A 22,770-nucleotide genomic window follows, 5' to 3' on the forward strand; every position below is an offset into this window, starting at 1 on the left:
ACAAAGCGGCCGTCCTCGGCCCCTAACATGGGTATTTCCGGATCGTAGGCAATCTGGTGCATTGACACTTCACTGTTGCCGATTATGCAATAGTACCATGGACCGGATCGACGCCATGCAGGCTTTCGTCGCGGTGGCGGACCTCGAGGGGTTTGCCCCCGCAGCCCGCAAGCTCGGCCTGTCGCCCTCCGCCATCACGCGGCTGATCGCGGCGCTGGAGGAGCGGCTCGGTGCGCGGCTCTTACAGCGGACCACGCGGCAGGTGACGCTGACCGACGCCGGCTCGCGCTACCTGGAGCGGGCGCGGCGGATCCTGGCCGATGTCGAGGAGGCCGAGGACGCGGTCGAGGGCGAGCGCACCCGCCCCGAAGGCCGCTTGGTAATCTCGGCGCCGTTCGGCTTCGGGCGGCTCCATGTCAGCCCGGTCGTGACCGCCTACCTCAAACGCTATCCGGATGTCGGCGTTGACCTGCGGCTGTCCGACCGCCGGATCAATCTCGTCGAGGACGGCGTCGACCTCGCGGTCAGGCTCGGGCATCTGCCGGATTCCACGCTGGTGGCGCGCCATGTCGGCCAGATGCGCCGCATCGTGGTGGCTTCGGCCGGCTATCTCAAGCTTCGCGGCGAGCCGAAGCGGCCGGCCGACCTCACCGCCCATGACACGATCCAGTTCGGCGCGATGACCGCGACGCCGGACTGGCGCTTCATGGAGGACGGCCAGGAGATCCGCATCATGCCGACGCCGCGCTTCACCAGCAACAGCTCGGATGCTGCCATCCAGTACGCCGAGCAGGACGGCGGACTTACCCGGGTGATGGCCTACCAGGCCGCCGAATCGCTCAAAGCGCGGCGACTCCGAATCGTGCTCGCCGAGTTCGAGCAGCCGCCGGTGCCGATCCATGTCGTCTACCCGACATCCCGGCTGTTGTCGGCCAAGGTGCGGACCTTCATTGATCTCGTCACCGAGATCACCGACTGGCACTTCGGCTAGCGCCAAGCGCTTAGCTAACCGGCGCCTTCTTCGGCACCACGCGGAACGTGCCGCTGGCGCGCGCGATCGTCACGCCGTCGGCCTTGATCAGGCTCTGCGCAAAGCAGATCGTGCTGCCGGTCTTGATCACGTCGCTCTCGATCGCGAGCCACTGCCCGACATTGGCCGAGCCGACGAAATCGACCGTGAGCGAGATCGTCACATACGAGGTGGTCCAGCCGGTCGCCTGGCCGCAGCTATAGCCCATTGCGTTGTCGGAGAGTGCTGCGATCAGCCCGCCATGGATCAGGCCGCGGCCGTTGGTGTGCGGCCGCGCCAGCCGCAGGCCGATGATGACGGCCCGCTCGGTCTTCTTCTGGTACAGCGGCTCCCAGGGCTCGGTCAGCGGGCTCTTGCGGAACAGCGGCTCGAAGCCCTCGGGGACGTCTTGGGGAATGTCCGGGGCGATTTGCGTATCGGTGGTCATCTCTGGCTCGCGTATAGCGTTGCGTTGCCGCCATTGAACGCGATGTCGACCGCGGTTTCACCGCCTACAAAGTTTTAAACGGGATTTGCGTGGGTGTTTGAAAGCGCGAACGCGGCGACTGGTCACGCCGGCAATTCGTAGCCGACCTCGCTCTCGATCTCGATCGTTTTCTGCACCGCCGGCCGCGCCATCATCCTGTTGTAATGCGCCGTGAGGTTGGGAAACGTCTCCGGCGGCAGCTTCAGCGAATTGGCGAGGCGCCAGTACAGCCGGAACAGATGGATGTCGGCGATCGAGTAGCTGCCGATCGCCCAGCCGTGACCGAGCCGGCGATCGGCGATGCCCCAGACCGCCTTCGCGTGGTCGAGCCCGCGCGCCCTTGCCGGATGCAACGTCGAAGCGATGAAGGACATCCATGACAGCGCCTGCGCCTCGGCCTCGATATCGTCGCGCGGCAGCAGCTCAGCTTCGGGGAATCGCCTCGCGAGATAGAACAGGGTCGCCGCGACCTCGGTCAGCGGACGGCCGTCGATCAGGAGCGTCGGGACCTTGCCTTCCGGATTGAGCGCGAGATAGTCGGGGGCCCGCATGTCGTTGCGCTTGAACGACATCGGATGGGCATCGAAGCCGGTGCCGATCTCGTGCAGGGCGATGTGCACTGCCATCGAGCTGGCGCCCGGTGCGAAATAGAGGGTGAGCATGGCGGCTGCTCCTGCGTCGTATGGTGCAGAAGCTGAACGTCACGCGCGCCTGATGCAAGCGCGATGTTGGACTCGGCCCATCACCGTCACCCTGAGGAGGCCGCAGAGCGGCCGTCTCGAAGGGTCGACGGCCCGGCTAGTGGCCGTGCACCCTTCGAGGTTCGCTCCGCTCGCACCTCAGGATGACGGGCCAGCTATCGTGCAGGCTATCTAGAACGGCAGCCCCACATAATTCTCCGACAGCGAGGTCGACGCCGCTTTCGAGCTGACGAGGTAGTCGAGCTCGGCGATCTGGATGCGTGCGGCGAAGTCGCCCTCGTCGGGGAATTTGTGCAGCATCGAGGTCATCCACCAGGAGAAGCGCACCGCTTTCCAGACCCGCGCCAGCGCCCTGGCCGAATAGCCGTCGAGGCCGGCAGAGGATTTCTCGTCGTAATATTCGCGCAGCGCCTGTGACAGATAATGCACGTCGCTGGCGGCAAGGTTCAGCCCCTTGGCGCCGGTCGGCGGCACGATGTGCGAGGCGTCGCCGGCCAGGAACATGCGGCCGAACCGCATCGGTTCGGCGACGAAGCTGCGCAGCGGCGCGATGCTCTTTTCGATCGAGGGGCCGGTGATGATCTCGTCGGCGGCCTTCTGGTCGAGGCGCCGCTTCAATTCATCCCAGAACCGCTCGTCCGACCATTGATCGATGTGATCGTCGAGCGGGCACTGCACGTAATAGCGGCTGCGATGGGTCGAGCGCATCGTGCAGAGCGCAAAGCCGCGCGCGTGGTTGTTGTAGATCAGCTCCGGCGAGACCGGCGGCGTCTCCGAGAGGATGCCGAGCCAGCCGAACGGATACACCCGTTCATAGCTGGTGATCGCCGACGCCGGAGCGCTGGCGCGGCTGATCCCGTGGAAGCCGTCGCAGCCGGCGATGAAATCGCAGGCGATCTCGTGGGTGACGCCGTCCTTGACGTAGCTGACGCGCGGATGATCGGTGTCGAAATCGTGCGGTTTGACGTCGGCGGCAGAGTAGACCGTGGTCAGGCCGGCCGCCTTGCGGGCGTTCATCAGATCGAGCGTGACCTCGGTCTGGCCGTAGATGGTCACGGTCTTGCCGGTCGCCGCATGCATGTCGATGCGGTGCCGCGCCCCCCCGAATGCCAGCTCGACGCCGTGATGAACCAGGCCTTCCTGGTGCAGCCGGGCGCCGGCGCCGACGCTGTCGAGCAGCGACACGGTGCCTTCCTCGAGCAGGCCGGCGCGGATCCGCCCCAGCACGTAATCCGGGGTCTGCCGCTCGAGAATGACGTTGTCTACGCCGAAAGTATGAAGTAGTTGCCCAAGCAACAGTCCGGCCGGACCTGCGCCTATGATTGCTACTTTTGTCCGCAACACCTGCTCCTCCCGATCGGATAGGCTTTCAGCAGGCGCCCGCGCCGGGGCGGTCGCCATCAACTTGCCAAGGCAACTATATCATATAACAGTTTTGGCAAGGTGGATTTGCGTGGGACCTGCGTTCGCCGCAGCGCAAGATGCCCGAAGGGCCGGGTGCGACGAGGCGTCGTCCCCGCGGATTTCGTCTTGAATATCCGCGCGAATTAGATAACATGTTAAGTAATGAGACCGGGCACGAAGCCCGTCCTGGAGAGGAGGAGAGGTGATGAGGAAGAGTTTGTTGGCGCTGCTGATGGCAGCCGCCGCCATCGTGCCGGCCGCAGGTCCTTCGCAGGCGCAGGACAAGACCGTCAATCTCAAGGTGTCGCTCTGGGTGCCGCCCGCGCATCCGCTGGTGCCGGCGACGCAGGCCTGGGCCGCCGACATCGAGAAGGCATCGGGCGGCACCATCAAGGTCACCGTGTTTCCGTCCGAGCAGCTCGGTAAGGCATTCGACCATTACGACATGGCGCGCGACGGCATCGCCGACGTCACCTATGTCAATCCCGGCTATCAGCCCGGCCGGTTCCCGATCGCGGCCGCGGGCCAGCTCCCGTTCGTGTTCTCGGACGGCAAGAAGGGCACGCTGGCGCTGAACGAGTGGTACCACAAATACGCGCCGACCGAGATGAAGGACACCAAGCTCTGCTTCGCCTTCATCCACGATCCGGGTGCGCTGCACGGCAAGAAGAAGATCGTGCTGCCGAGCGATCTCTCCGGCGTGAAGGTGCGGCCGGCGCAGAGCACCATCGGCGAGATGGTGAAGATGTTCGGCGGCACCAATGTGCAGGCCTCCGCGCCGGAATCGCGCGATGCGATCGAGCGCGGCGTGGCCGACGAGATCACCTTCCCCTGGGGATCGATCTTCCTGTTCGGCATCGACAAGGTGGTGAAGTACCACATGGACGTGCCGCTCTACACGACGGTGTTCACCTACAACATCAACCTCGCCAAATATAATGCGATGTCGGACGCCCAGAAGAAGGTGATCGACGATCATTGCACGCCGGAATGGGCCTCCAAGGTCACCGATCCCTGGACCGATTTCGAAGCCAATGGCCGCACCAAGATGAAGGCGCTGCAAGGTCACGAGGTCTATCCGCTGAGCCCGGATCAGCTCGCCGAGTGGAAGAAGGCGGTCAAGCCGCTGCGCGACAGCTGGGCCGAGGCCGTGAAGAAGGCCGGCGGCGATGCGGAGAAGATCGAGGCCGATCTGCAGGCCACGCTGAAGAAGTACGAAGCGGGGATCTAGGGTTGAGACTCAATTGAGCCAATATGCGACGAGAGCGGCGAGATGAACAGCGGCCAAAAAATTACGGCCGAGCTTGTCATATCGCGTGGCGATGCGCCGGAAGTCCTTGAGCCTGCAAAAGCAGCGTTCGATGACATTTCGTCCTTTGTAGGCGCGTTTGTTGAAGCGATGGATGACGACACGGTTAGATTTATTGGGGATTACGGGCTTGGCGCCGCGACGAATGATTTCGCCGCGAAGCTTGTCGCCATCATACCCTTTGTCGGCGAGGAGCACGCTCATGGGTGGCGCGAGCGCCAGGACATCGGGAGCCGCAGCGATATCGGCATACTGGCCTGGAGTCAGATGCAGGACGACCGGCCGGCAGAGCGGATCGCTCAGCGCATGGATTTTTGTCGTGCGGCCTCCGCGCGAGCGGCCGATTGCTTGATTGTGCTCCCCCCTTTTCCGCCGGAGGCACACCGGTGAGCTTTAATCGAGGTCGAGTCGAGCGACAGTACGACGCCGTCTTCGCCAGGTTTGGCCAGCGCTTCGAAGATTGCGCACCATCGTCCTCGCTTGGCCCAGCGATTGAAGCGATTGTAGATCGTCGTGTAAGGGCCGTATTCACGTGGACAATCACGCCATCGTGCACCCGATTGCAACATGTGAATGATGCCGCTGACGATGCGTCGGTCGTCGTCCCGATCCGGCCCCGTCAGTCCCCTCGGCAGATGCGGTTCGATACGCGCCCATTGCCTGTCGTTCAGCCAAAACAAACCATCGCGCATTCTCTCGCCCCCGAATCAACACGTAGGCAAGAGAATCACGTGTCGCTATTTAGGTACAGACCCTAGGCAACTGCGTCATTCCGGGATGCGCCGCTTGGCGCAGGCCCGGAATCCATAACCACGATCGTGAGTATGGATTCCGGGCTCGCGCTACGCGCGCCCCGGAATGACGCGTTGAGAGAAGCGAATCATGACGGCTAACTCCGAAATCTCTCCGCAAGGCGCGATCACCGGTCCACCCGAGCCGGTGCGCAAGAATTTCATGGACCGCTTCATCGATTCGATCGAATGGGTGGCGGCCTTCTTCGTCGGCGTCGTCGCGCTCAACACCTTCACCGCGGTGTTCATGCGCAAGTTCTTCTCGGTGACGATCCCCGACTACTACAATTTCGGCCAGTTTCTGCTCGGCATCCTGATCTTCTGGGGCATCGCGGCGACGAGCTATCGCGGCACCCACATCACCGTGGATCTGGTCTGGGCCAACGCCTCGCCGCGCTATCAGCGCTGGATCGACATCTTCGCGACGCTGGTGCTGCTGTTCGTGGTCACGGTGCAGACCTACACGCTGGTCGACAAGGTGATCGACACCAGGAACAGCCATATCGTCACCATGGATCTCGGCGTTCCGGTCTGGCCGTTCTTCCTGGTGTCGTGGCTCGGCGACGTCTCCGCGGTGCTGCTGATCGCGATCCGGACCTACCGCCTGATCTTCCATCCGGAAGATATACATGATGCCAAGATCAAGACTGCGGAGTAGACGGTCATGAGTCTCGATTTGAGTCCCGAGGCCGTCGCCGTCATCGGCTTCGTCTGCCTGTTCGCGCTGATGCTGTTGCGTGTCCCCGTCGGCATGGCGATGGGCCTCGTCGGCATCACCGGCTTTGGCTATCTCACCGGCTTTGCGCCGGCGTTGAAGCTGGTCGGCCAGACCACGATGCGCACGGTGACGGATTATTCCTTCGGCGTGATCCCGATGTTCCTCTTGATGGGCGCCTTCGTGTCCGTCTCGGGCATCAGCCGTGAGTTGTTCCGCGCCGCCAACACCTTTGTCGGCCATTGGAAGGGCGGGCTCGGCATCGCGACGATCGCAGCCTGCGGCGGCTTCGCCGCGATCTCCGGCTCGTCGGTTGCGACCGCCGCGACCTTCTCGGCGGTGGCCTATCCCGAGATGCGCCGCTTCGGCTATCCGCAATCGTTCTCCACCGGCGTGATCGCAGTCGGCGGCACGCTCGGGGCGATGCTGCCGCCATCCACGGTGCTCGCGGTGTACGGCATCATCACCCAGCAGGACATCGGCAAGCTGTTCATCGCGGGCGTGGTGCCGGGCCTGCTCGCGATCGCGATGCACATGATCACGATCGGCATCATCGGTGTGACGCGGCCGGGCTTCCTGCCGGCAGGCAAGAAGGCGTCGTGGCATGAGCGCGCCATGGCGATGCGCGACGTCTGGTCGCCGCTGCTGCTGTTCCTGTTCGTGATCGGCGGCCTCTATGGCGGCTTCTTCGTTCCGACCGAAGCGGGCGCCGTCGGCGCAGTCGGTGCCTTCATCATCGGCATCCTCCGCGGCAAGTTGACCAAGGACGGCATCCTGCAATCGCTGCTGCAGGCAACCCGCACCGCGGCGGCCGTGTTCACCGTGTTGATCGGCGCGCTCTGCTTCGGCTATTTCCTCACCATCACCCAGACGCCGCAGAACGTCACCGAATTCCTCACCGGGCTCGGCATCGGTCCTTACGGCGTGCTGGCGCTGATCCTCCTGATGTATCTGGTGCTGGGCTGCCTGATGGACGCGATGGCGATGGTGATCCTCACCGTGCCGATCGTGTTTCCGGTGGTGACCGCGCTCGGTTTCGATCCGATCTGGTTCGGCATCATCATTGTCATGACGGTGGAGCTCGGGCTGATCCATCCGCCGGTCGGCATGAACGTGTTCGTGATCAAGAGCGTGATCAAGGATGTCAACATGTCGACGATCTTCGTCGGCGTGCTGCCGTTCGTGATCACCGATCTGATCCGGCTGGTGATCCTGATCCTGTTCCCGCTGCTCGCGACCTGGCTGCCGCAGCGCATGATAGGTTAGGCATGATCCCGGAAAAGTGGGACCCGGTTTTCCGAAAGGATCATGCCTAAAATATAGGTTCTTTATGACCCCAGAGCTTCAGACCAGATACGTCTTCACCATCACCGCCCGGATCGCGGAGGTGACCTCCGCCGGCGACATCGGCACCGGCGTCCGCCGCATCATTCCGATCATCGGCGGCGAGGTGAGGGGCGAGACCGTCAACGGCAAGGTGCTGCCGTTCGGCGCCGACTTCCAGATCATCCGGCCCAGCGAGCTGATCGAGCTGGAGGCAAAATACGCCTTCGAGACCGACGACGGCGCCGTCGTCTATGTCGAGAACAAGGGCATCCGCTTCGGGCCGGTCGATCTGCTCGAGAAGCTCAAGCGCGGCGAACCGGTCGACCCCAAGCTGATCTATTTCCGCACCGTGCCGAGATTCGAAACCGGCGCCGAAAAGTACCGCTGGCTGATGGAGCACATCTTCGTCGGCTCCGCCGCCCGCCACGCCGACCGCGTCGTGATCGACGTGCATCAGGTGTTGTGAGCGCGAGCCGCGGGGCGAGAACGCGGAAGTACGACCCACAGGCCGAGCCACACATTCAGTGTCGTCCCTGCGAAAGCAGGGACCCATACTCCGCGGCCTGTGTTGTGAACGAGACTCGTCGTTCCGCCGTCGCGCGGCGATAACCATTTGTGGTTATGGGTCCCTGCTTTCGCAGGGACGACGGGTGGAGGGAGTTGCGCGTACCAACTCTACCCTTGCCATGTCCCGTCTTGACTCCTGCGATGATAGTTATAAAACATAACTATTCTGAATAGGAAACAATAACGCCATGGGAAACGCTGCCGACGCGGGTGATGCCTCGCTGCTCAGGATCGAGACGCGAGGCGCGGTGCTGACGGTCGGGCTCAACCGGCCCGCCAAGCGCAATGCGCTCAATGACGGCATCATCCTGGCGCTGCGGGACTGTTTTTCCGCGATTCCCGACGCGGTCGGCGCCGTCGTCATCCATGGCGTCGGCGATCATTTCTCGTCCGGCCTCGATCTCTCCGAGCTGACCGAGCGCGACGCCACCGAGGGGCTGGTGCATTCCCAGATGTGGCACCGCGTGTTCGACCGCATCCAGTATTGCCGCGTGCCCGTGATCGCCGCGCTGAAGGGCGCGGTGATCGGCGGCGGGCTGGAGCTTGCCTGCGCCGCGCATATCCGGGTCGCCGAGCCGTCGGCCTATTTCGCGCTGCCCGAGGGCCAGCGCGGCATCTTCGTCGGCGGTGGCGGATCGGTGCGGCTGCCGCGCCTGATCGGCGTGCCGCGAATGGCGGACATGATGCTGACCGGCCGGGTCTATTCGGCGACCGAGGGCGCCGCCTACGGCTTCTCGCAATATCTCACCGAAGCCGACGGCGCGTTGCCCAAGGCGCTGGAGCTTGCCGAGCGCGTCGCCGCCAATGCGCCGCTGACCAACTTCGCCGTGCTGCAGGCGCTGCCGATGATCGCCGAGGCCAATCCGCAGACCGGCCTCTTGATGGAATCGCTGATGGCGACGGTGGCGCAGAGCGACAAGGAAGCCAAGAAACGCATCCGCGCCTTCCTGGATCGCAAGACCGCCAAGGTGAAGCCGACATGAGCGCCAAGGCTGATGTATCTGCGTCTGCGTCCACCGCGAGCGCGCATCCGCTGCGCCCGATCTCGTTCGGCAATCCTGATGTCACCGTCGAGCGCCGCGCCGACGGCACGATCTATCTACGTCCCAAGCTCAATCTCGCAGATTACCCCGTTCGCCTCACCGATCGCCTGCATCACTGGGCGAAAGCCGAGCCGAACCGCGTGTTCATGGCCGAGCGCGCAGCCGGCGGCGGCTGGCGGCAGATCACCTACACGCAATTGCTCGAGGTCACGCGGCGCATCGCTTCCGCCCTGATCGCCCGCGGGCTGTCTGCCGAGCGACCGATCGTGATCCTGTCAGGCAATTCGATCGATCACGCGCTGATCGCACTCGGTGCGCTCTATGCCGGCATTCCGTTCTGCCCGGTGTCGCCGGCCTACTCGCTGGTGTCGCGCGACTACGGCAAGCTCAGCTTCGTCATCAAGCTGCTCACGCCGGGCCTCGTCTTCGTCGACGATGCCGACAAATTCGCCGACGCCCTGCGCGCCAATGTCGGGCCCGGTGTCGAGATCGCGGCAAGCCGCGGGACCGCGCCCGGCCGCGAGGTGACGCCGCTCGCCGATCTGATCGCAACGCCGGAGGATCCGCGCCTCGACGCGGTCCATGCTGCGATCGGTCCGGATACAATCGCAAAGTTCCTGCTGACGTCGGGCTCGACCGGCAATCCCAAGGCCGTCATCAACACCCAGCGCATGATCTGCGCCAACCAGGTGATGCTGCGCGAGACGCTGGCGTTCCTGAAGGATGAGCCGCCTGTCATCGTCGACTGGCTGCCGTGGAATCACACCTTTGGCGGCAATCACAATGTCGGGTTGACGCTGTTCAACGGCGGCTCGATGTATCTCGATGAGGGCAAGCCGATGCCCGGCGGCATCGAGGAGACCGTGCGTAACCTGCGCGAGATCTCGCCGACGGTCTATTTCAACGTGCCCAAGGGCTATGAATCGCTGCTGCCCTATCTGCGCGACGACGCTGGCCTGCGGGCAAAATTCTTCCACCGGCTGCATGCGATGTTCTTCTCGGGTGCGGCGTTGTCGCCGTTCATCTGGAACAGCCTCGATGCGCTCGCGGTGCAGGAGACGGGCTATCGCGTGCCGATGCTGACCGGGCTCGGCGCCACCGAGACCTCGCCGTTCTTCATGTCGGTGCGGCCCGATACCAGCCGCTCCGGCCATGTCGGGCTTCCGGTGTCGGGCAACGATGCGAAGCTCGTGCCCAACAACGGCAAGCTCGAGGTGCGCGCCAAAGGTCCGAACGTGACGCCGGGCTACTGGCGGCAGCCCGAACTAACCGCCAACGCGTTCGACGAGGAAGGTTTCTATAAATTCGGCGATGCGCTGAAGCCCGCCAACGCCGGTGATCTCGATGCCGGTTTCGATTTCGATGGCCGCATCGCCGAGGATTTCAAGCTCGCGAGCGGCACCTGGGTCAGCGTCGGACCCTTAAGGGCGCGCTTCGTCGGCACCTGCGCGCCACTGGTGCGCGATGTCGTGATCGCGGGGCTCAACCGCGACGAGCTGGCGGCGATCGTGATCCTCGATCTCGACGGCTGTCGCCTGATCAATCCGGCGCTTGCCTCTGGCGACATCGCGGCTGCGGCCGGCGACCCGCTGGTGCGCGCGGCCTTTCGCGAACGTTTCGCGCGGGTCCTTGCGAGCGCCACCGGTTCATCGAACCGGATCGGGCGGGCGATCCTGCTCGACACGCCGCTGTCGATCGACCGCGGCGAGGTCACCGACAAGGGCTCGATCAACCAGCGCGCGGTGCTGGAGCATCGCACTGACATCATCGAAGCACTCTATGCGCCGGTGCCGCCGGCATCGGTGATCAAACTCGTCTGACCATTCAAGGAGAGAATGCCATGCAGTTGAAGGACCAGGCCGCCATCGTCACCGGCGGCGCATCGGGATTGGGCGCGGCGACCGCGCGCCGGCTGGCTGCGCAGGGCGCCAAGGTCGCGGTCTGCGACCTCAACGCCAAGCTGGCCGAGAGGGTCGCAGCCGAGATCGGCGGCATTCCGGTGGTCTGCGACGTGGCCGATGCAGCGGCGGCCGAAGCCGCGGTCGCTGCCGCCGCCAAGGCGCATGGCCCGGCGCGCGTGCTGGTCAACTGCGCCGGCATCGGGGTGGCCAAACGCGTGATCGGCCGCGAAGGGCCGATGGCGCTCGCCGACTTCGACAAGGTGATCAAGGTCAATCTGATCGGCTCCTTCAACATGCTGCGGCTTGCGACAGCAGATATGGCGAAGCTCGAACCGCTCGCGACCGGCGAGCGCGGCGTCGTGATCTCGACGGCATCGGTCGCGGCCTATGACGGCCAGATCGGGCAGGCGGCCTATTCGGCCTCGAAGGGCGGCATCGTCGCGATGACCTTGCCGATCGCGCGCGAGCTCGCGCAATTCGGCATCCGTGTGCTGACCATCGCGCCCGGCCTGTTCATGACGCCCTTGCTGGCCGGCCTGCCGCAGGAAGCGCAGGATTCGCTCGCCGCCGCGATCCCGTTCCCGCGCCGGCTCGGGCAGGCCGACGAGTTCGCCTCGCTGGCGCTGCACATGATCGACAATCCCTATCTGAACGGCGAAGTGGTGCGGCTCGATGCCGCGCTCCGGATGGCGCCACGCTGAAGCATGATCCGGAAGGGCGCAAAACGGCCTTCCGGATCGCTCACGCTCAATCGAGGATAGACCATGTTCGTCAACCGGCGCGACGTGCAGATCCAGTGGGGCGATTGCGACCCCGCCAATATCGTCTACTACCCGCGCTACTTCGCGATGTTCGACGACTCGACCTCGATCATGTTCGAAGCCGCCGGCTGCTCGAAGCAGGACCTCGTCCACAAATACGGCCTGGTCGGCATTCCCATGGTCGACACGCGGGCGAAATTCCATATCCCGTCAACCCATGGCGACTGGATTACCATCGAGAGCCGGATCGAGAGCATCAAGCGCTCGAGCTTCGAGGTGGTGCACCGCGTGTTCAAGGGCGAGGCGTTGGCCATCGAGGCGTTCGAGACAAGGGTGCTGGTCGGCTGCCACCCGGACGATCCCGCCAGGCTGAAATCGGCGCCATTTCCGCCGGAGGTCATCGACCGTTTCATGAAGGGCTGACTTGCAGCCTCTCATGACCTAAAGAAGGGGCTGAATTAGCCCGCAAAACTGGTTTAAACCCAAAAAACATATCCGCAGGGAGGAATGAATGAGGAAGGCCACTCTCGCCGCAGCAGTGCTTGCAGCTGTTGTCGCGCTGCCGGGCACACCCGCGCTGGCGCAGACCAATGAGATCACCATCGGCATCTCGATTTCGACCACGGGCCCCGCCGCGGCGCTCGGCATTCCCGAGCGCAACGCGCTCGATTTCGTGCCGAAGGAGATCGGCGGCGTGCCGCTGAAGCTGATCGTGCTCGACGACGCCGGCGATCCGACGGCTGCGACCACCAATACGCGGCGCTTCGTCACCGAGTCCAAGGCCGACATCATCATGGGCTCCTGCATCACGCCGACGACGATCGCGGTGTCGACGGTCGCCAACGAGGCCGGCATCCCGCATCTCGGCCTCGCGCCGTTCCCGATCAATGACGCCCGCGCAAAATGGTCGGTCGACCTGCCGCAGTCGATTCCGATCATGGGCAAGGTGCTCTACGAGCACATGAAGGCGCACAACATCAAGACCGTCGGCTATATCGGCTATTCGGATTCCTACGGCGATCTCTGGGTCAACGACTTCAAGGCCCAGGCCGTGCCGATGGGTCTGACCATGACCGACGAGGAACGCTTCGCGCGTCCGGATACGTCGGTCGCGGGCCAGGTGCTGAAGCTGGTCGCCGCCAATCCCGACGCCATCCTGGTCGGCGCCTCCGGCACCGCCGCGGCGCTGCCGCAGTCCGCGCTGCGCGAGCGCGGCTACAAGGGCCTGATCTACCAGACCCACGGTGCCGCCACGATGGACTTCATCCGCATCGCGGGCGCGTCGGCGGAAGGCGTCATCATGTCGGCCGGCCCGATCATGTCGCCGGAAACCCAAGCCGACAGCGCGCTGACCAAGAAGCCGGGCCTGACGCTGAACGCGGCCTATGAAGCCAAGTACGGCGCCAACAGCCGCAGCCAGTTCGCCGGCCATTCCTTCGACGCCTTCGAGGTGCTGAAGCGCATCATCCCGACGGCGCTGAAGACCGCCAAGCCCGGCACACCGGAATTCCGCGAGGCGATCCGTCAGGCCTTCATCTCCGAGAAGGAGATCGTCGCCTCCCAGGGTGTCTACAACTGGACCGAAAAGGACCGCTACGGCCTCGACGACCGCTCGCGCATCCTGCTCACGGTCAAGGACGGCAAATACATCCCGGCGATGTGAGCTGGGTACGATCCGCGAAACGAAAGAAGCCGGTCCCGATAAGGGGCCGGCCTTTGCTTTACCCTCCCCTGGAGGGGGAGGGTCGCTTCGCATCGCGTGAGCGATGTGAAGCGGGGTGGGGTGAAACTCTATCGTCGTCGGTGGTGTTTCAGCGCCACAGCTTCCGCTTCGCGAGCGCCGTAGAGCTCGACATAAATCCGCTCCAGCACAGCATTGAGGTCAGCCGTGATCTCCGAATTCCAGAACCGGATGACGCGGAGGCCCTCTTTTTCGAGCCATTGTTGCCGCTCGCGATCGCGCATTGCCGTTTCATCGTCGTTGTGATGCCCGCCGTCGAGTTCGATGATCAGCCGCTTGGCCGGGCAGAAGAAGTCGACGACGTAAGGGCCAATCGGTGCCTGTCTTCGAAAATGCGTTCCGTCCGTTGGCAGCTCTCTCAGCGCGCGCCACAGTATTCGTTCATGCGGCGTTGTGTTGGCGCGCAGCTTCTTCGCGGCGGTTCTGCGGATTGACGTTGAGACCATTTGTGTGGCTTCACCCCACCCCGATTGCACCCGCGATGCTGCGCATCGCGCGCGCAATCGACCCTCCCCCTCCAGGGGAGGGTGAAGTGGAGCGCAATCTTCGCGCCAATGCAAGGCGATGGACGGCTCTTACCCTCCCCTGGAGGGGGAGGGTCGCTTTGCATCGCAAATGGCGATGCGAAGCGGGGTGGGGTGCCGGTCTATCCGCGTCGGTAGTACCTCAATCACCACTGGCAACCGACGTACAACAAGCGCAAATCTAGATCGCGCTCTCGCCTTCGTGCTGAAAGCCGAGATAGCTCGCGGCGACGCCCTTGTTGGCGGCGATCTCACTGGCCGGGCCTGACAGCACGAACTCGCCGAGCTCCATCACATAGGCGCGGTCGGCGATCTGCAGTGCGGCCTGGGCGTTCTGCTCGACCAGCAGCACCGAGACGCCGGCTGCGCGGAGCTCGCCGACGATGCGGAAGATGTCGGCGACGATGATCGGGGCGAGGCCGAGGCTCGGCTCGTCCAGCATCAGCAATTTCGGCGCGCCCATCAGCGCGCGGCCCATCGCCAGCATCTGCTGCTCGCCGCCGGAGAGCGTGCCGGCGAGCTGCTTGCGGCGCTCCTTGAGCCGCGGAAACAGCGTGTAGACCCGCTCCAGCGAGCGTGCCGCGGTCGCCTTCTGGATCCGGAAGGCGCCGAGCTCGAGATTGTCCTCGACATTCATGGTGCCGAACAATTCGCGATGCTCGGGCACCAGGCTGAGGCCCGTGGCGACGCGGTCCTCGATGTCGAGCGGCGCCATGTCGACGCCGGCGAAGGTGGTGCGGCCGCGCAGCGGCAGTACGCCCATGATGGCGTTGAGTAGCGTGGTCTTGCCGGCGCCGTTGGCGCCGATGATGGTGACGATCTCGTTGTCGGCGACGTCGAGCGAGACGCCGCGCACGGCCTCGACCTTACCGTAGGCGATATGGACGTCGGCAACCGTCAGCAGCGCACTCATGCGGCGGCTCCGAGATAGGCCTTGATGACGTCGGGGTTGCGCTTGATCGCAGCCGGCGTGCCCTCGGCGATCTTGGTGCCGAAATCGAGCACCACGATACGGTCGGCGAGATCCATCACGAACCCCATGTCGTGCTCGACCAGCAGCACCGACATGCCGCCGTCGCGCAATTGCCGGAGCAGCGCGGCCAGCCGCTGCTTCTCCATGTGGCGCAGGCCGGCGGCCGGCTCGTCGAGCAGCAGCAGCATCGGGTCGACGCACAGCGCACGCGCGATCTCGACGATGCGCTGCTGCCCGAGCGACAGCGAGCCCGCGAGCTGGTCGATCTGGTCGGACAGGCCGACGCGCGCGATCTGCCGTGCGGCTTCCGCCAGCAGTTTCGCCTCATCGGCGCGGTCGAGTCGCAGCATGCTGGAGATCGCACCGGAATTGCCGCGCAGATGCGCGCCGATCGCAACGTTCTCCAGCACGGTCATGTCCGGCACCAGCTTGACGTGCTGGAACGTGCGGGCAACGCCGAGCTTGACCACCTCCTGCGGCGGAGCGTTCTCGACCTCGTTGCCGAGCACGGATATCTTGCCGCTGGTTGCGCCCAGGACGCCGGTGATCAGGTTGAAGGTCGTGCTCTTGCCGGCGCCGTTCGGGCCGATCAGCGCGACGATCTCGCGGGCGTTGACGTCGAACGAGACGCCGTTCACCGCAAGCACGCCGCCGAACTGCTTGCGCGCCTTGTCGATGTGCAGAAGGACCGGGGAGGTTCCCGCCGCCCGCTCGCGGTGCTCCAGCTTCACCGATGTGTCCGGCGTCTTGCGGGCCGGCTTGAACGGCAGGTTCGACATCAGCCAGGGCCAGACGCCCTGCGGTGCGAGCTGCAACAGCAGCACCAGCATGATGCCGAACACGATGGTCTCGAGCTGGCTCTGGCCGCCGAAGATGTAGGGCAGGTAGCTCTGCAGCACCTCTTTCAGGATCACGACGATGCCGGCGCCCAGCACGCCGCCCCAGACGTAACCGGCGCCGCCGACGACGGCGATGAACAGATATTCGATGCCGGCCTGCGCGCCGAACGGGGTCGGGTTGGCGGCGCGCTGGAAATGCGCGTAGAGCCAGCCGGAGAGGCCGGCCAGCACCGCGGCATAGATGAACACCAGCAGCTTGGCGCGCGGTGTCTGCACGCCGAATGCCTCGGCCGCGATATGGCCGCGCCGCAACGCGCGGATGGCGCGCCCGGTGCGGGAGTCCAAGAGGTTCATGGTGAGTAGCGCGGAGAGCAGCACCGCGACCCAGATCGCGTAGTAGATCGTATCCGGGCTCAGCATCTTGAACGAGCCGATCGAGAGCGGCGGGATGCCCGAAATGCCGTCGTTGCGGCCGAGGAATTCGAGCTTGCTGAACAAATAGAACAGCCCGATGCCCCAGGCGATGGTGCCGAGCGGCAGATAGTGGCCCGACAGCCGCACCGTGACGAGGCCGAGCAGCACCGCCGCAATGCCGCTAACCAAAAGCGAAGCCGGCAGCGTCAGCCACGGCGAGACGCCATAGGCGGTGGTCAGCACCGCCGTCGTGTAGGCGCCGAAGCCGCAGAACGCGGCCTGTCCGAACGAGGTGAGGCCGCCGACGCCGGTGAGCAGCACCAGCCCCATCGCGACCAGTGCGGCGAGGCCGATATTGTCGAGCAGCACGATCCAGAACGGCGGGATGCCCGGGACAAGCGGGATCACCGCCATCACGAGCGCGAAGATGATGAGAGGAAGCCGCTGCGTCATCGCGCTCAATCCTTCTCTTCCTCGACCTGGGGCGCTGCGAGCGAGCGCAGCACCAGGACGGGAAGGATCAGCGTGAACACGATGACTTCCTTGAAGTTACTGGCGTAGAACGACGAAAAGGCCTCGACGATGCCGACCACAATGGCCGCGACCGCGGTCAGCGGATAGCTGACCAGGCCGCCGATGATGGCGGCGATAAAACCCTTCAGGCCGATCAGGAAGCCGGTGTCGTAATAGAGCGTCGTGATCGGCACGATCAGGATGCCTGAAATCGCGCCGATCACGGAGGCGAGCAGGAATGCGATCTGACCCGACAGCGTGGTGCGGATGCCGACCAGGCGGGCGCCGAGGCGATTGACCGCGGTGGCGCGCAGCGCCTTGCCGGTCTTGGTGTAGCCGAAGAACAGCCACAGCCCGACGATGAAGCCGACCGTCAGGGCATACACAGCAAGGCTCTGGCCGGTGAAGCGCAGCGGACCCGCGGTCACCGCGGCATTCGACAGCGCCGGGGCGCGCAGGCCCTCGGCGCCGAAGAACACCAGGCCGAGGCCTTGCAGCGCCAGATGGCAGCCGACCGAGGCGATCAGCAGCACCAGCACAGAGGTGTGCGCGATCGGCTGGAACGCGATGCGGTAGAGGAACAGCCCGATCGCCGCCACGATCAAGAGGGCCAGCGCTATGTTGACGGCGATCGGCGTATGGGGACCGACCAGCGCATAGACCAGGCCGAGCAGCGCGACGGGAAACGCGATATTGAGCGCGACCGAGCGCAGCACCAGCCGGGCATGCAGCGCCTTGCGGGCGAAAAACAGATCGAGCGCGAACGCGACAAGGCCCATTGCGACGGCGAGGCGCACGGTGCCGGGCACCTGGCCGGTCGCCAGCATGGCGTAGCTCAACGCGCCGTAGGTGACGAATTCGCCCTGCGGAATCAGGATCACCCGCGTCACCGCGAACACCAGCACCAGGGCCAGCCCGAGCAGTGCGTAGATCGCGCCATTGGTGATGCCGTCCTGCAGCAGGAACAGCATGATCGTTGTGTTCAAGGCCGAGCGCTCCCCCTCAAGCGTCGGACCGCCGCAGCCGGCTGTGCCGGTCGGGTCGGCCGATATCGGCTGTTGATAGCCGTCGATATTTGATATGGTGCATAACGATTATTAGATATAATCTCAAGGTCCCCGAGCGTCCCGCGGGGTTTTTGTACCGGGATTGCGAGCCTGGAGCGATGACTGTTTCCAAAACCGCCTCCGATGCCGTCAGATCGTCGCGTGCCCTGCGCAGGGAACCGGTCGATCCTGCCGGGGACGACAGCATGCTGCAACTGGGCGAGCTGTCCGGACTGCTCGGCTATTCGCTGAAGCGTGCGCAGCTCAAGGTGTTCGAGGACTTCCTGCGCTGCGTCGCGCCGTTGCAGCTGACGCCGGCGCAGTTCTCGGTGCTGCTGCTGCTCGACAAGAATCCCGGCCGCAACCAGACCGAGATCGCCAACACGCTCGGCATCCTCAGGCCGAATTTCGTCGCCATGCTCGACGCGCTGGAGAGCCGTGACCTTTGCGCGCGGATGCGCTCCACCAACGACCGCCGTTCCCACATCCTGGTCCTGACCGACAAGGGCCGTGCCGTGCTGGCGCGCGCCAAGAAGCTGGTCGCCAACAAGCATGAGGCGCGGCTGATCGAGGTGCTCGGCCCGGCCAACCACGCCGCGCTGCTGGAGATGCTGGCCAAGCTCGCGCAGGAGTTTTAACTTTCGTCATTCCGGGGCGCGCCGCTTGGCGCGAGCCCGGAATCCATACTCACGATCGTGGTTATGGATTCCGGGCTCGTCGCTTTGCGCCGCCCCGGAATGACAGCGACTAGTCGACCAAAATCACTCTGACATCATTGACGTTCGTCAGCGTCGGGCCGGTCAGCAACAGATCGCCGGTCTGCGCGAAGAAGCCGGTGGCGTCATTGTTCTCGAGATAGGCCCCGGGATCGAGGCCGATCGATTTCATCTTCGCGAATGTCGCTTGATCGATCACGGCCCCGGCGGGGTCGGTCGCGCTGCCGGCGCCACCATCGGCACCGTCGGTGTCGGCGGCGAGCGCCGAGATGTCGGGCGTGTCCTTGAGCAGATCCGCCAGCGCCAGCGCGTATTCCTGGTTGGGGCCGCCGCGGCCGTTGCCGCGCACCGTCACCGTGAGCTCGCCGCCGGAGACGATCGCGACGCGCTTGCCCTCGCCGCGGGCCTTCAGTGCGAGCCTGGCGTGCCCGGCCGCGACGTCGCGGGCCTCGCCCTCGAGATCGGCGCCGAGCGCGATGGTCTCGTAGCCGGCGTCCTGTGCGACCTTCACCGCGGCGTCGATCGAGGCCTTGGGTTTCGCCAGCAGCTCGAACGTCGCTCGCGCAAAGGCGGGATCGCCCGGCTTGCAGCTCTCATTCCTGATATCGTCGAGCGCGCGGCGGACCGCGTCGTCGACGGCGAGATTGTATTTGGCGACCAGCGCGCGGGCATCCGCGAGCGTGGTCGGATCCGGCACCGTCGGCCCCGAGGCGATCGCGGAGGGATCGTCATGCGGCACGTCTGATATCGCCAGCGTGACGATCTCGGCGGCGTGCTGGCCGGCGCGCGCCAGCCGTCCGCCCTTGATCCGCGACAGATGCTTGCGCACGATGTTCATCTCGCCGATCGGCGCGCCGGAGCGCAGCAGCGCACGGTTGACCTGCTGCTTCTGGGCAAAGCTCACGCCCTCGACGGGCGCGATCCAGTTCGCCGAGCCGCCGCCGGTCAGCAGCACCAGCAGGAGATCGTCGGGGGTGGCTTCCGCCGCCAGCCGCAGCGTATCGTCGGCCGCGCGCAGGCCGGCTTCATCGGGCACCGGGTGGCCGGCCTCGACCACCTTGATGCGGCGGGTCGGCACGCCATGGCCGTGGCGGGTGGTGGCGATGCCGACCAGCCGCGACGGGTCGAGGCCGAGCGTGTCGAGATAGTGCCGCTCCGCCGCCGCGGCCATCGCGCCGGCGCCCTTGCCGGCGGCGAGGCAGATCACGCGTCCCTTCGGCGCCGGCCGCAGCCGCGATGCCAGCACGACATCGGGATGCGCAGCCGCCACCGCGGCATCGAAGATCGAACGCAGGAAAGGACGACGGTCGGTCATGGCTGTGCCTTCGGTATGCGGTCAGTTTCCGGCGACTTCGCCGCTGATGACGTCGCCGAACAATTGCCAGCGCTCGCCCTTGAACTGCATCAGCTGCAATTGCTCGATCGGCTGGAAGTCGGCAGGCCCGGTCGACAGCGTCACGCCGGGCAGCAGGCCGCCCTGCGCAAACTGCTTCAGGCTCGCCGCCTGCTTCATCACATTGGCGCGGGTGAGGTCGTCGCCGCAGCGGCGCAGCACCTCGACCATCGTGGTCGCCATGTTGTAGCCGGTCATCGCCGAGGCATCGACGCGGTTGGTGTCGGGCAGGTACTTGGCGAGCAACTCGTCGAACGCCTTCATGCCGGCATCGTCCTTCCACTGCGGATCGCTGGCGTCCTTGGCGTAGGCGGCCGAGATCACGCCCTGCGCATTGTCGAGGCCCGCGGGGCGCATCACCGTCGCGGTGGAGGCCGAGACGTTGGAGACGATCGTCACCGGCTTCCAGTTCATCTCGCCGAGCTTCTTGATCGCCTGGGCGCCGAATTTCGGCGTGGTGAAGAAGATAATGACGTCGGGGTTGGCGGATTTCAGCCGCACCACATGGGAATCGATGGTGGGTTCGGCGACCTCGTAACTCTCCTTGGCGGCGATCCGCGCCGGATCGCTCGCGAAGCCGTCTTCCAGGCCCTTGAGGTAGTCCTTGCCCATGTCGTCGTTCTGGTAGAGTACCGCGACCTTGGCGGCGGGCTTCTCCTTGAGCAGATATTTCGCGTAGATCCGTGACTCGCTCTGGTAGCTCGGCAGCCAGCCCATGGTCCACGGGAACGTCTTCGGATCGTTCCACTTGGTTGCGCCGGTGGCGACGAACAGCTGCGGCACCTTCTTGGCGTTGAGATATTTCTGGATCGCGGTGTTGGAGGCGGTGCCGAGCGTGCCGAACAGGAACAGCACCTCGTCGCTCTCGACCAGCTTGCGCGCCTGCTCGACCGCCTTCGGCGGCGAATAGGCGTCGTCATAGGAGATGAAATTGATCTTGCGGCCGTTGATGCCGCCGTCGTCGTTGACCTTCTTGAACACCGCGGTCATCGCCTTGCCGACCACGCCATAGGCCGACGCCGGGCCGCTATAGGGCACGATGTTGCCGATCTTGATCTCGGTATCGGTCGCACCGGTGTCGTATTTCTTCTGCGCCCATGCGGCATGGCCGGTCACGGCGGCGACGGCGAGGCCGAGCAGGGCGGTTGCGACACGGTGACGGATCGGCTTCGGCATTTCCCGAAAACTCCTTGTTGTTGCCGGCGCGCGAGGGCGCCGGGTTCTCTTCGGTTCTTGCCGGTTTTCCTAGCGCATTGCCGGGCAAAGTGTAAGCAGGCATCGCCGGAGCGGGCCGGCCATGGTGAATGAAAAGCCCCCTGCGACGGTATCGCAGGGGGCCATATTGTCAGTCGATTGTCGGCAGGAAATCAGCCGCCGACGTCGGCGCTGATGATGTCGCCGAACAGTTCCCATTTCTCGCCCTTGAACTTCATCAGCTGCAACTGGCTGATCGGGGCGAAATCGTTCGCGGCGGTGTTGATCTTGATGCCGGGCAGCAGCACTTCCGTGCGGAAATCCTGCAGGCTCGCCGCCTGCTTCATGATGTTCTCGCGGGTGAGGTTGTCGCCGCACTGCTTGAGCACCTGGACCAGCGTCTGCGCCACGCCGAAGCCGACCACCGTGCCGCCGTCGAGCTTGTCGCCCTCGGGGAAGTCCTTGGCCATGAAAGCGTAGAATTCCTTCATGCCGGGATCATTGTCCCATTGCTTGTCGGAAGCGTCCTTCAGATAGGCGGCGGAGATGATGTCCTGCGCATTCTCGAAGCCGGCCGGTTTGATCACGCTGCCGACCGAGGCCGACACGTTGTTGAGGAAGTGGGTCGGCTTCCAGCCGATCTCGGCGACCTTCTTGATCGCCTGCGCCGCGAATTTCGGCGTCGCGATGTCGATGAAGACGTCGGCGTTGCTGGACTTCAGCTTGACGATGTTGCTGTCGATCGTCGGCTGGGAAGTCTCGAAGCTCTCTTCGGCGACGATCATGCTGGCGGCCTTCTGGCCGAGGCCGTCCTTCAGACCCTTCAGATAGTCCTTGCCGTAGTCGTCGTTCTGGTAGAGCACCGCGATCTTGGCGTTCGGCATGTTCTTCAGGATGTACTTTGCGTAGATCTGGGTCTCGCTCTGGTAGTTGGGCTGCCAGCCCATGGTCCAGGGAAAGTCCTTCGGATCGTTCCACTTGGTGGCGCCGGTGGCGACGAACAGCTGCGGCACCTTCTTCGAGTTCATGTATTTCTGGATCGCCGAGTTCGACGGCGTGCCGAGCGAGTTGAAGATCAGCAGCACCTCGTCGCTTTCGACCAGCTTGCGGGCCTGCTCCACGGCCTTCGGCGGCGAGTAGGCGTCATCATAGGAGATGAAGTTGATCTTGCGGCCGTTGATGCCGCCGGCGTCGTTGATCTTCTTGAAGTAAGCGGCCTCGGTGCGGCCGATGATGCCGTAGGCGGAGGCGGGTCCGCTGTAGGGCATGATGTTGCCGATCTTGATCTCGGTGTCGCTGGCGCCGGTGTCGTATTTCTTCTGGGCAAGCGCAGCGCTGCTGGATGTCGCGACGAGCGCGAGCGCGGCCCCGAGGACCGCAAGTCTTGTGGTGGCGGACATCTA

The 22,770-nt window shown here is 64.7% G+C and carries 21 protein-coding genes and 1 pseudogene; 11 read left to right on the forward strand and 11 right to left on the reverse strand.

The annotated features are described in order from the left end of the window. Positions 1 to 97: 97 nt before the first annotated feature. A complete protein-coding gene (locus ACOIX3_RS03225; protein WP_420968368.1) occupies positions 98 to 991 on the forward strand; it encodes a LysR family transcriptional regulator in 894 nt (297 codons plus the stop codon). A gap of 10 nt (positions 992 to 1,001) precedes the next feature. Here ACOIX3_RS03225 and ACOIX3_RS03230 read toward each other — a convergent pair whose 3' ends face one another. From ACOIX3_RS03230 to pobA, 3 genes are all read right to left on the reverse strand, one after another. Continuing rightward, a complete protein-coding gene (locus tag ACOIX3_RS03230) occupies positions 1,002 to 1,457 on the reverse strand; it encodes a PaaI family thioesterase (RefSeq protein ID WP_420968369.1) in 456 nt (151 codons plus the stop codon). Between the two features lie 122 nt (positions 1,458 to 1,579). After that, entirely contained in the window at positions 1,580 to 2,158 is a 579-nt protein-coding gene (locus ACOIX3_RS03235) for a glutathione S-transferase family protein (RefSeq protein WP_420968370.1), read from the reverse strand. 210 nt (positions 2,159 to 2,368) lie between these two features. Further along, positions 2,369 to 3,538 (reverse strand): 4-hydroxybenzoate 3-monooxygenase, encoded by a 1,170-nt coding sequence (gene pobA / locus ACOIX3_RS03240; RefSeq protein ID WP_420971960.1) that lies wholly within the window; start codon positions 3,536 to 3,538, stop codon positions 2,369 to 2,371. A gap of 268 nt (positions 3,539 to 3,806) precedes the next feature. On the opposite strand from pobA, the gene ACOIX3_RS03245 reads away from it, so the two are divergent. After that, positions 3,807 to 4,832 (forward strand): TRAP transporter substrate-binding protein, encoded by a 1,026-nt coding sequence (locus ACOIX3_RS03245; RefSeq protein ID WP_420968371.1) that lies wholly within the window; start codon positions 3,807 to 3,809, stop codon positions 4,830 to 4,832. A 9-nt stretch (positions 4,833 to 4,841) separates the two neighbouring features. On the opposite strand, the pseudogene ACOIX3_RS03250 reads toward ACOIX3_RS03245, so the two are convergent. Further along, positions 4,842 to 5,624: pseudogene (locus tag ACOIX3_RS03250) on the reverse strand (IS5-like element ISBj2 family transposase). 225 nt (positions 5,625 to 5,849) lie between these two features. Between ACOIX3_RS03250 and ACOIX3_RS03255 the strand changes: the two are divergent. From ACOIX3_RS03255 to ACOIX3_RS03290, 8 genes are all read left to right on the forward strand, one after another. Further along, positions 5,850 to 6,359: a TRAP transporter small permease gene (locus tag ACOIX3_RS03255; protein WP_092126276.1), complete on the forward strand. Its 510-nt coding sequence runs from the start codon at positions 5,850 to 5,852 to the stop codon at positions 6,357 to 6,359. A gap of 18 nt (positions 6,360 to 6,377) precedes the next feature. Next, positions 6,378 to 7,682: a TRAP transporter large permease gene (locus ACOIX3_RS03260; protein WP_420971961.1), complete on the forward strand. Its 1,305-nt coding sequence runs from the start codon at positions 6,378 to 6,380 to the stop codon at positions 7,680 to 7,682. Between the two features lie 64 nt (positions 7,683 to 7,746). Beyond that, on the forward strand, positions 7,747 to 8,208 hold the full coding sequence (locus ACOIX3_RS03265) for a DUF3237 domain-containing protein (RefSeq protein WP_420968373.1): 462 nt from the start codon (positions 7,747 to 7,749) through the stop codon (positions 8,206 to 8,208). 289 nt (positions 8,209 to 8,497) lie between these two features. After that, positions 8,498 to 9,292: a crotonase/enoyl-CoA hydratase family protein gene (locus tag ACOIX3_RS03270; RefSeq protein ID WP_092119504.1), complete on the forward strand. Its 795-nt coding sequence runs from the start codon at positions 8,498 to 8,500 to the stop codon at positions 9,290 to 9,292. Further along, positions 9,289 to 11,172 carry a feruloyl-CoA synthase gene (locus tag ACOIX3_RS03275; RefSeq protein WP_420968374.1) on the forward strand — a complete coding sequence of 628 codons (1,884 nt, stop codon included), beginning with the start codon at positions 9,289 to 9,291 and terminating at the stop codon, positions 11,170 to 11,172. The genes ACOIX3_RS03270 and ACOIX3_RS03275 overlap by 4 nt, the downstream gene beginning before the upstream one ends. A gap of 20 nt (positions 11,173 to 11,192) precedes the next feature. After that, positions 11,193 to 11,954, forward strand: a complete 762-nt coding sequence (locus tag ACOIX3_RS03280) for an SDR family NAD(P)-dependent oxidoreductase (protein ID WP_420968375.1) — start codon at positions 11,193 to 11,195, stop codon at positions 11,952 to 11,954. Positions 11,955 to 12,017: 63 nt separating this feature from the next. Continuing rightward, positions 12,018 to 12,437 carry an acyl-CoA thioesterase gene (locus ACOIX3_RS03285; RefSeq protein ID WP_420968376.1) on the forward strand — a complete coding sequence of 140 codons (420 nt, stop codon included), beginning with the start codon at positions 12,018 to 12,020 and terminating at the stop codon, positions 12,435 to 12,437. Between the two features lie 88 nt (positions 12,438 to 12,525). Then, positions 12,526 to 13,677, forward strand: coding sequence for an ABC transporter substrate-binding protein (locus ACOIX3_RS03290; protein ID WP_420968377.1), 1,152 nt, complete (start codon positions 12,526 to 12,528; stop codon positions 13,675 to 13,677). A gap of 128 nt (positions 13,678 to 13,805) precedes the next feature. Here ACOIX3_RS03290 and ACOIX3_RS03295 read toward each other — a convergent pair whose 3' ends face one another. From ACOIX3_RS03295 to ACOIX3_RS03310, 4 genes are all read right to left on the reverse strand, one after another. After that, positions 13,806 to 14,201, reverse strand: coding sequence for an endonuclease domain-containing protein (locus tag ACOIX3_RS03295; RefSeq protein WP_420968378.1), 396 nt, complete (start codon positions 14,199 to 14,201; stop codon positions 13,806 to 13,808). 259 nt (positions 14,202 to 14,460) lie between these two features. Next, positions 14,461 to 15,192 carry an ABC transporter ATP-binding protein gene (locus ACOIX3_RS03300; protein ID WP_420968379.1) on the reverse strand — a complete coding sequence of 244 codons (732 nt, stop codon included), beginning with the start codon at positions 15,190 to 15,192 and terminating at the stop codon, positions 14,461 to 14,463. Then, the gene (locus ACOIX3_RS03305) at positions 15,189 to 16,958 is read right to left on the reverse strand and encodes an ABC transporter permease subunit (RefSeq protein WP_420968380.1); all 1,770 of its coding nucleotides are present in this window, start codon (positions 16,956 to 16,958) and stop codon (positions 15,189 to 15,191) included. The genes ACOIX3_RS03300 and ACOIX3_RS03305 overlap by 4 nt, the downstream gene beginning before the upstream one ends. Positions 16,959 to 16,963: 5 nt before the next feature. Continuing rightward, complete coding sequence (locus ACOIX3_RS03310) at positions 16,964 to 18,004, reverse strand: branched-chain amino acid ABC transporter permease (protein WP_420968381.1); 1,041 nt, start codon at positions 18,002 to 18,004, stop codon at positions 16,964 to 16,966. A 179-nt stretch (positions 18,005 to 18,183) separates the two neighbouring features. Between ACOIX3_RS03310 and ACOIX3_RS03315 the strand changes: the two genes are divergently transcribed. Further along, complete coding sequence (locus tag ACOIX3_RS03315; RefSeq protein ID WP_097676731.1) at positions 18,184 to 18,702, forward strand: MarR family winged helix-turn-helix transcriptional regulator; 519 nt, start codon at positions 18,184 to 18,186, stop codon at positions 18,700 to 18,702. 109 nt (positions 18,703 to 18,811) lie between these two features. Here ACOIX3_RS03315 and ACOIX3_RS03320 read toward each other — a convergent pair whose 3' ends face one another. From ACOIX3_RS03320 to ACOIX3_RS03330, 3 genes are all read right to left on the reverse strand, one after another. Continuing rightward, positions 18,812 to 20,095 carry a glycerate kinase type-2 family protein gene (locus ACOIX3_RS03320; RefSeq protein WP_420968382.1) on the reverse strand — a complete coding sequence of 428 codons (1,284 nt, stop codon included), beginning with the start codon at positions 20,093 to 20,095 and terminating at the stop codon, positions 18,812 to 18,814. Positions 20,096 to 20,116: 21 nt separating this feature from the next. Beyond that, complete coding sequence (locus ACOIX3_RS03325; protein WP_420968383.1) at positions 20,117 to 21,349, reverse strand: ABC transporter substrate-binding protein; 1,233 nt, start codon at positions 21,347 to 21,349, stop codon at positions 20,117 to 20,119. 191 nt (positions 21,350 to 21,540) lie between these two features. Beyond that, positions 21,541 to 22,767 (reverse strand): ABC transporter substrate-binding protein, encoded by a 1,227-nt coding sequence (locus tag ACOIX3_RS03330; protein ID WP_420968384.1) that lies wholly within the window; start codon positions 22,765 to 22,767, stop codon positions 21,541 to 21,543. Positions 22,768 to 22,770: the final 3 nt, after the last annotated feature.

Origin of the sequence: Bradyrhizobium sp. B120 (assembly GCF_049075665.1) — a bacterium.
Lineage (GTDB): Bacteria > Pseudomonadota > Alphaproteobacteria > Rhizobiales > Xanthobacteraceae > Bradyrhizobium.

Excerpts from the sequence above, each read along its gene's own strand:
- ACOIX3_RS03225 (WP_420968368.1), top strand. The coding sequence starts at position 98 with ATGGACCGGATCGACGCCATGCAGGCTTTCGTCGCGGTGGCGGACCTC.
- ACOIX3_RS03230 (WP_420968369.1), bottom strand. The coding sequence starts at position 1,457 with ATGACCACCGATACGCAAATCGCCCCGGACATTCCCCAAGACGTCCCC.
- ACOIX3_RS03235 (WP_420968370.1), bottom strand. The coding sequence starts at position 2,158 with ATGCTCACCCTCTATTTCGCACCGGGCGCCAGCTCGATGGCAGTGCAC.
- ACOIX3_RS03245 (WP_420968371.1), top strand. The coding sequence starts at position 3,807 with ATGAGGAAGAGTTTGTTGGCGCTGCTGATGGCAGCCGCCGCCATCGTG.
- ACOIX3_RS03265 (WP_420968373.1), top strand. The coding sequence starts at position 7,747 with ATGACCCCAGAGCTTCAGACCAGATACGTCTTCACCATCACCGCCCGG.
- ACOIX3_RS03270 (WP_092119504.1), top strand. The coding sequence starts at position 8,498 with ATGGGAAACGCTGCCGACGCGGGTGATGCCTCGCTGCTCAGGATCGAG.
- ACOIX3_RS03275 (WP_420968374.1), top strand. The coding sequence starts at position 9,289 with ATGAGCGCCAAGGCTGATGTATCTGCGTCTGCGTCCACCGCGAGCGCG.
- ACOIX3_RS03280 (WP_420968375.1), top strand. The coding sequence starts at position 11,193 with ATGCAGTTGAAGGACCAGGCCGCCATCGTCACCGGCGGCGCATCGGGA.
- ACOIX3_RS03285 (WP_420968376.1), top strand. The coding sequence starts at position 12,018 with ATGTTCGTCAACCGGCGCGACGTGCAGATCCAGTGGGGCGATTGCGAC.
- ACOIX3_RS03290 (WP_420968377.1), top strand. The coding sequence starts at position 12,526 with ATGAGGAAGGCCACTCTCGCCGCAGCAGTGCTTGCAGCTGTTGTCGCG.
- ACOIX3_RS03295 (WP_420968378.1), bottom strand. The coding sequence starts at position 14,201 with ATGGTCTCAACGTCAATCCGCAGAACCGCCGCGAAGAAGCTGCGCGCC.
- ACOIX3_RS03300 (WP_420968379.1), bottom strand. The coding sequence starts at position 15,192 with ATGAGTGCGCTGCTGACGGTTGCCGACGTCCATATCGCCTACGGTAAG.
- ACOIX3_RS03305 (WP_420968380.1), bottom strand. The coding sequence starts at position 16,958 with ATGACGCAGCGGCTTCCTCTCATCATCTTCGCGCTCGTGATGGCGGTG.
- ACOIX3_RS03315 (WP_097676731.1), top strand. The coding sequence starts at position 18,184 with ATGACTGTTTCCAAAACCGCCTCCGATGCCGTCAGATCGTCGCGTGCC.
- ACOIX3_RS03320 (WP_420968382.1), bottom strand. The coding sequence starts at position 20,095 with ATGACCGACCGTCGTCCTTTCCTGCGTTCGATCTTCGATGCCGCGGTG.
- ACOIX3_RS03325 (WP_420968383.1), bottom strand. The coding sequence starts at position 21,349 with ATGCCGAAGCCGATCCGTCACCGTGTCGCAACCGCCCTGCTCGGCCTC.
- ACOIX3_RS03330 (WP_420968384.1), bottom strand. The coding sequence starts at position 22,767 with ATGTCCGCCACCACAAGACTTGCGGTCCTCGGGGCCGCGCTCGCGCTC.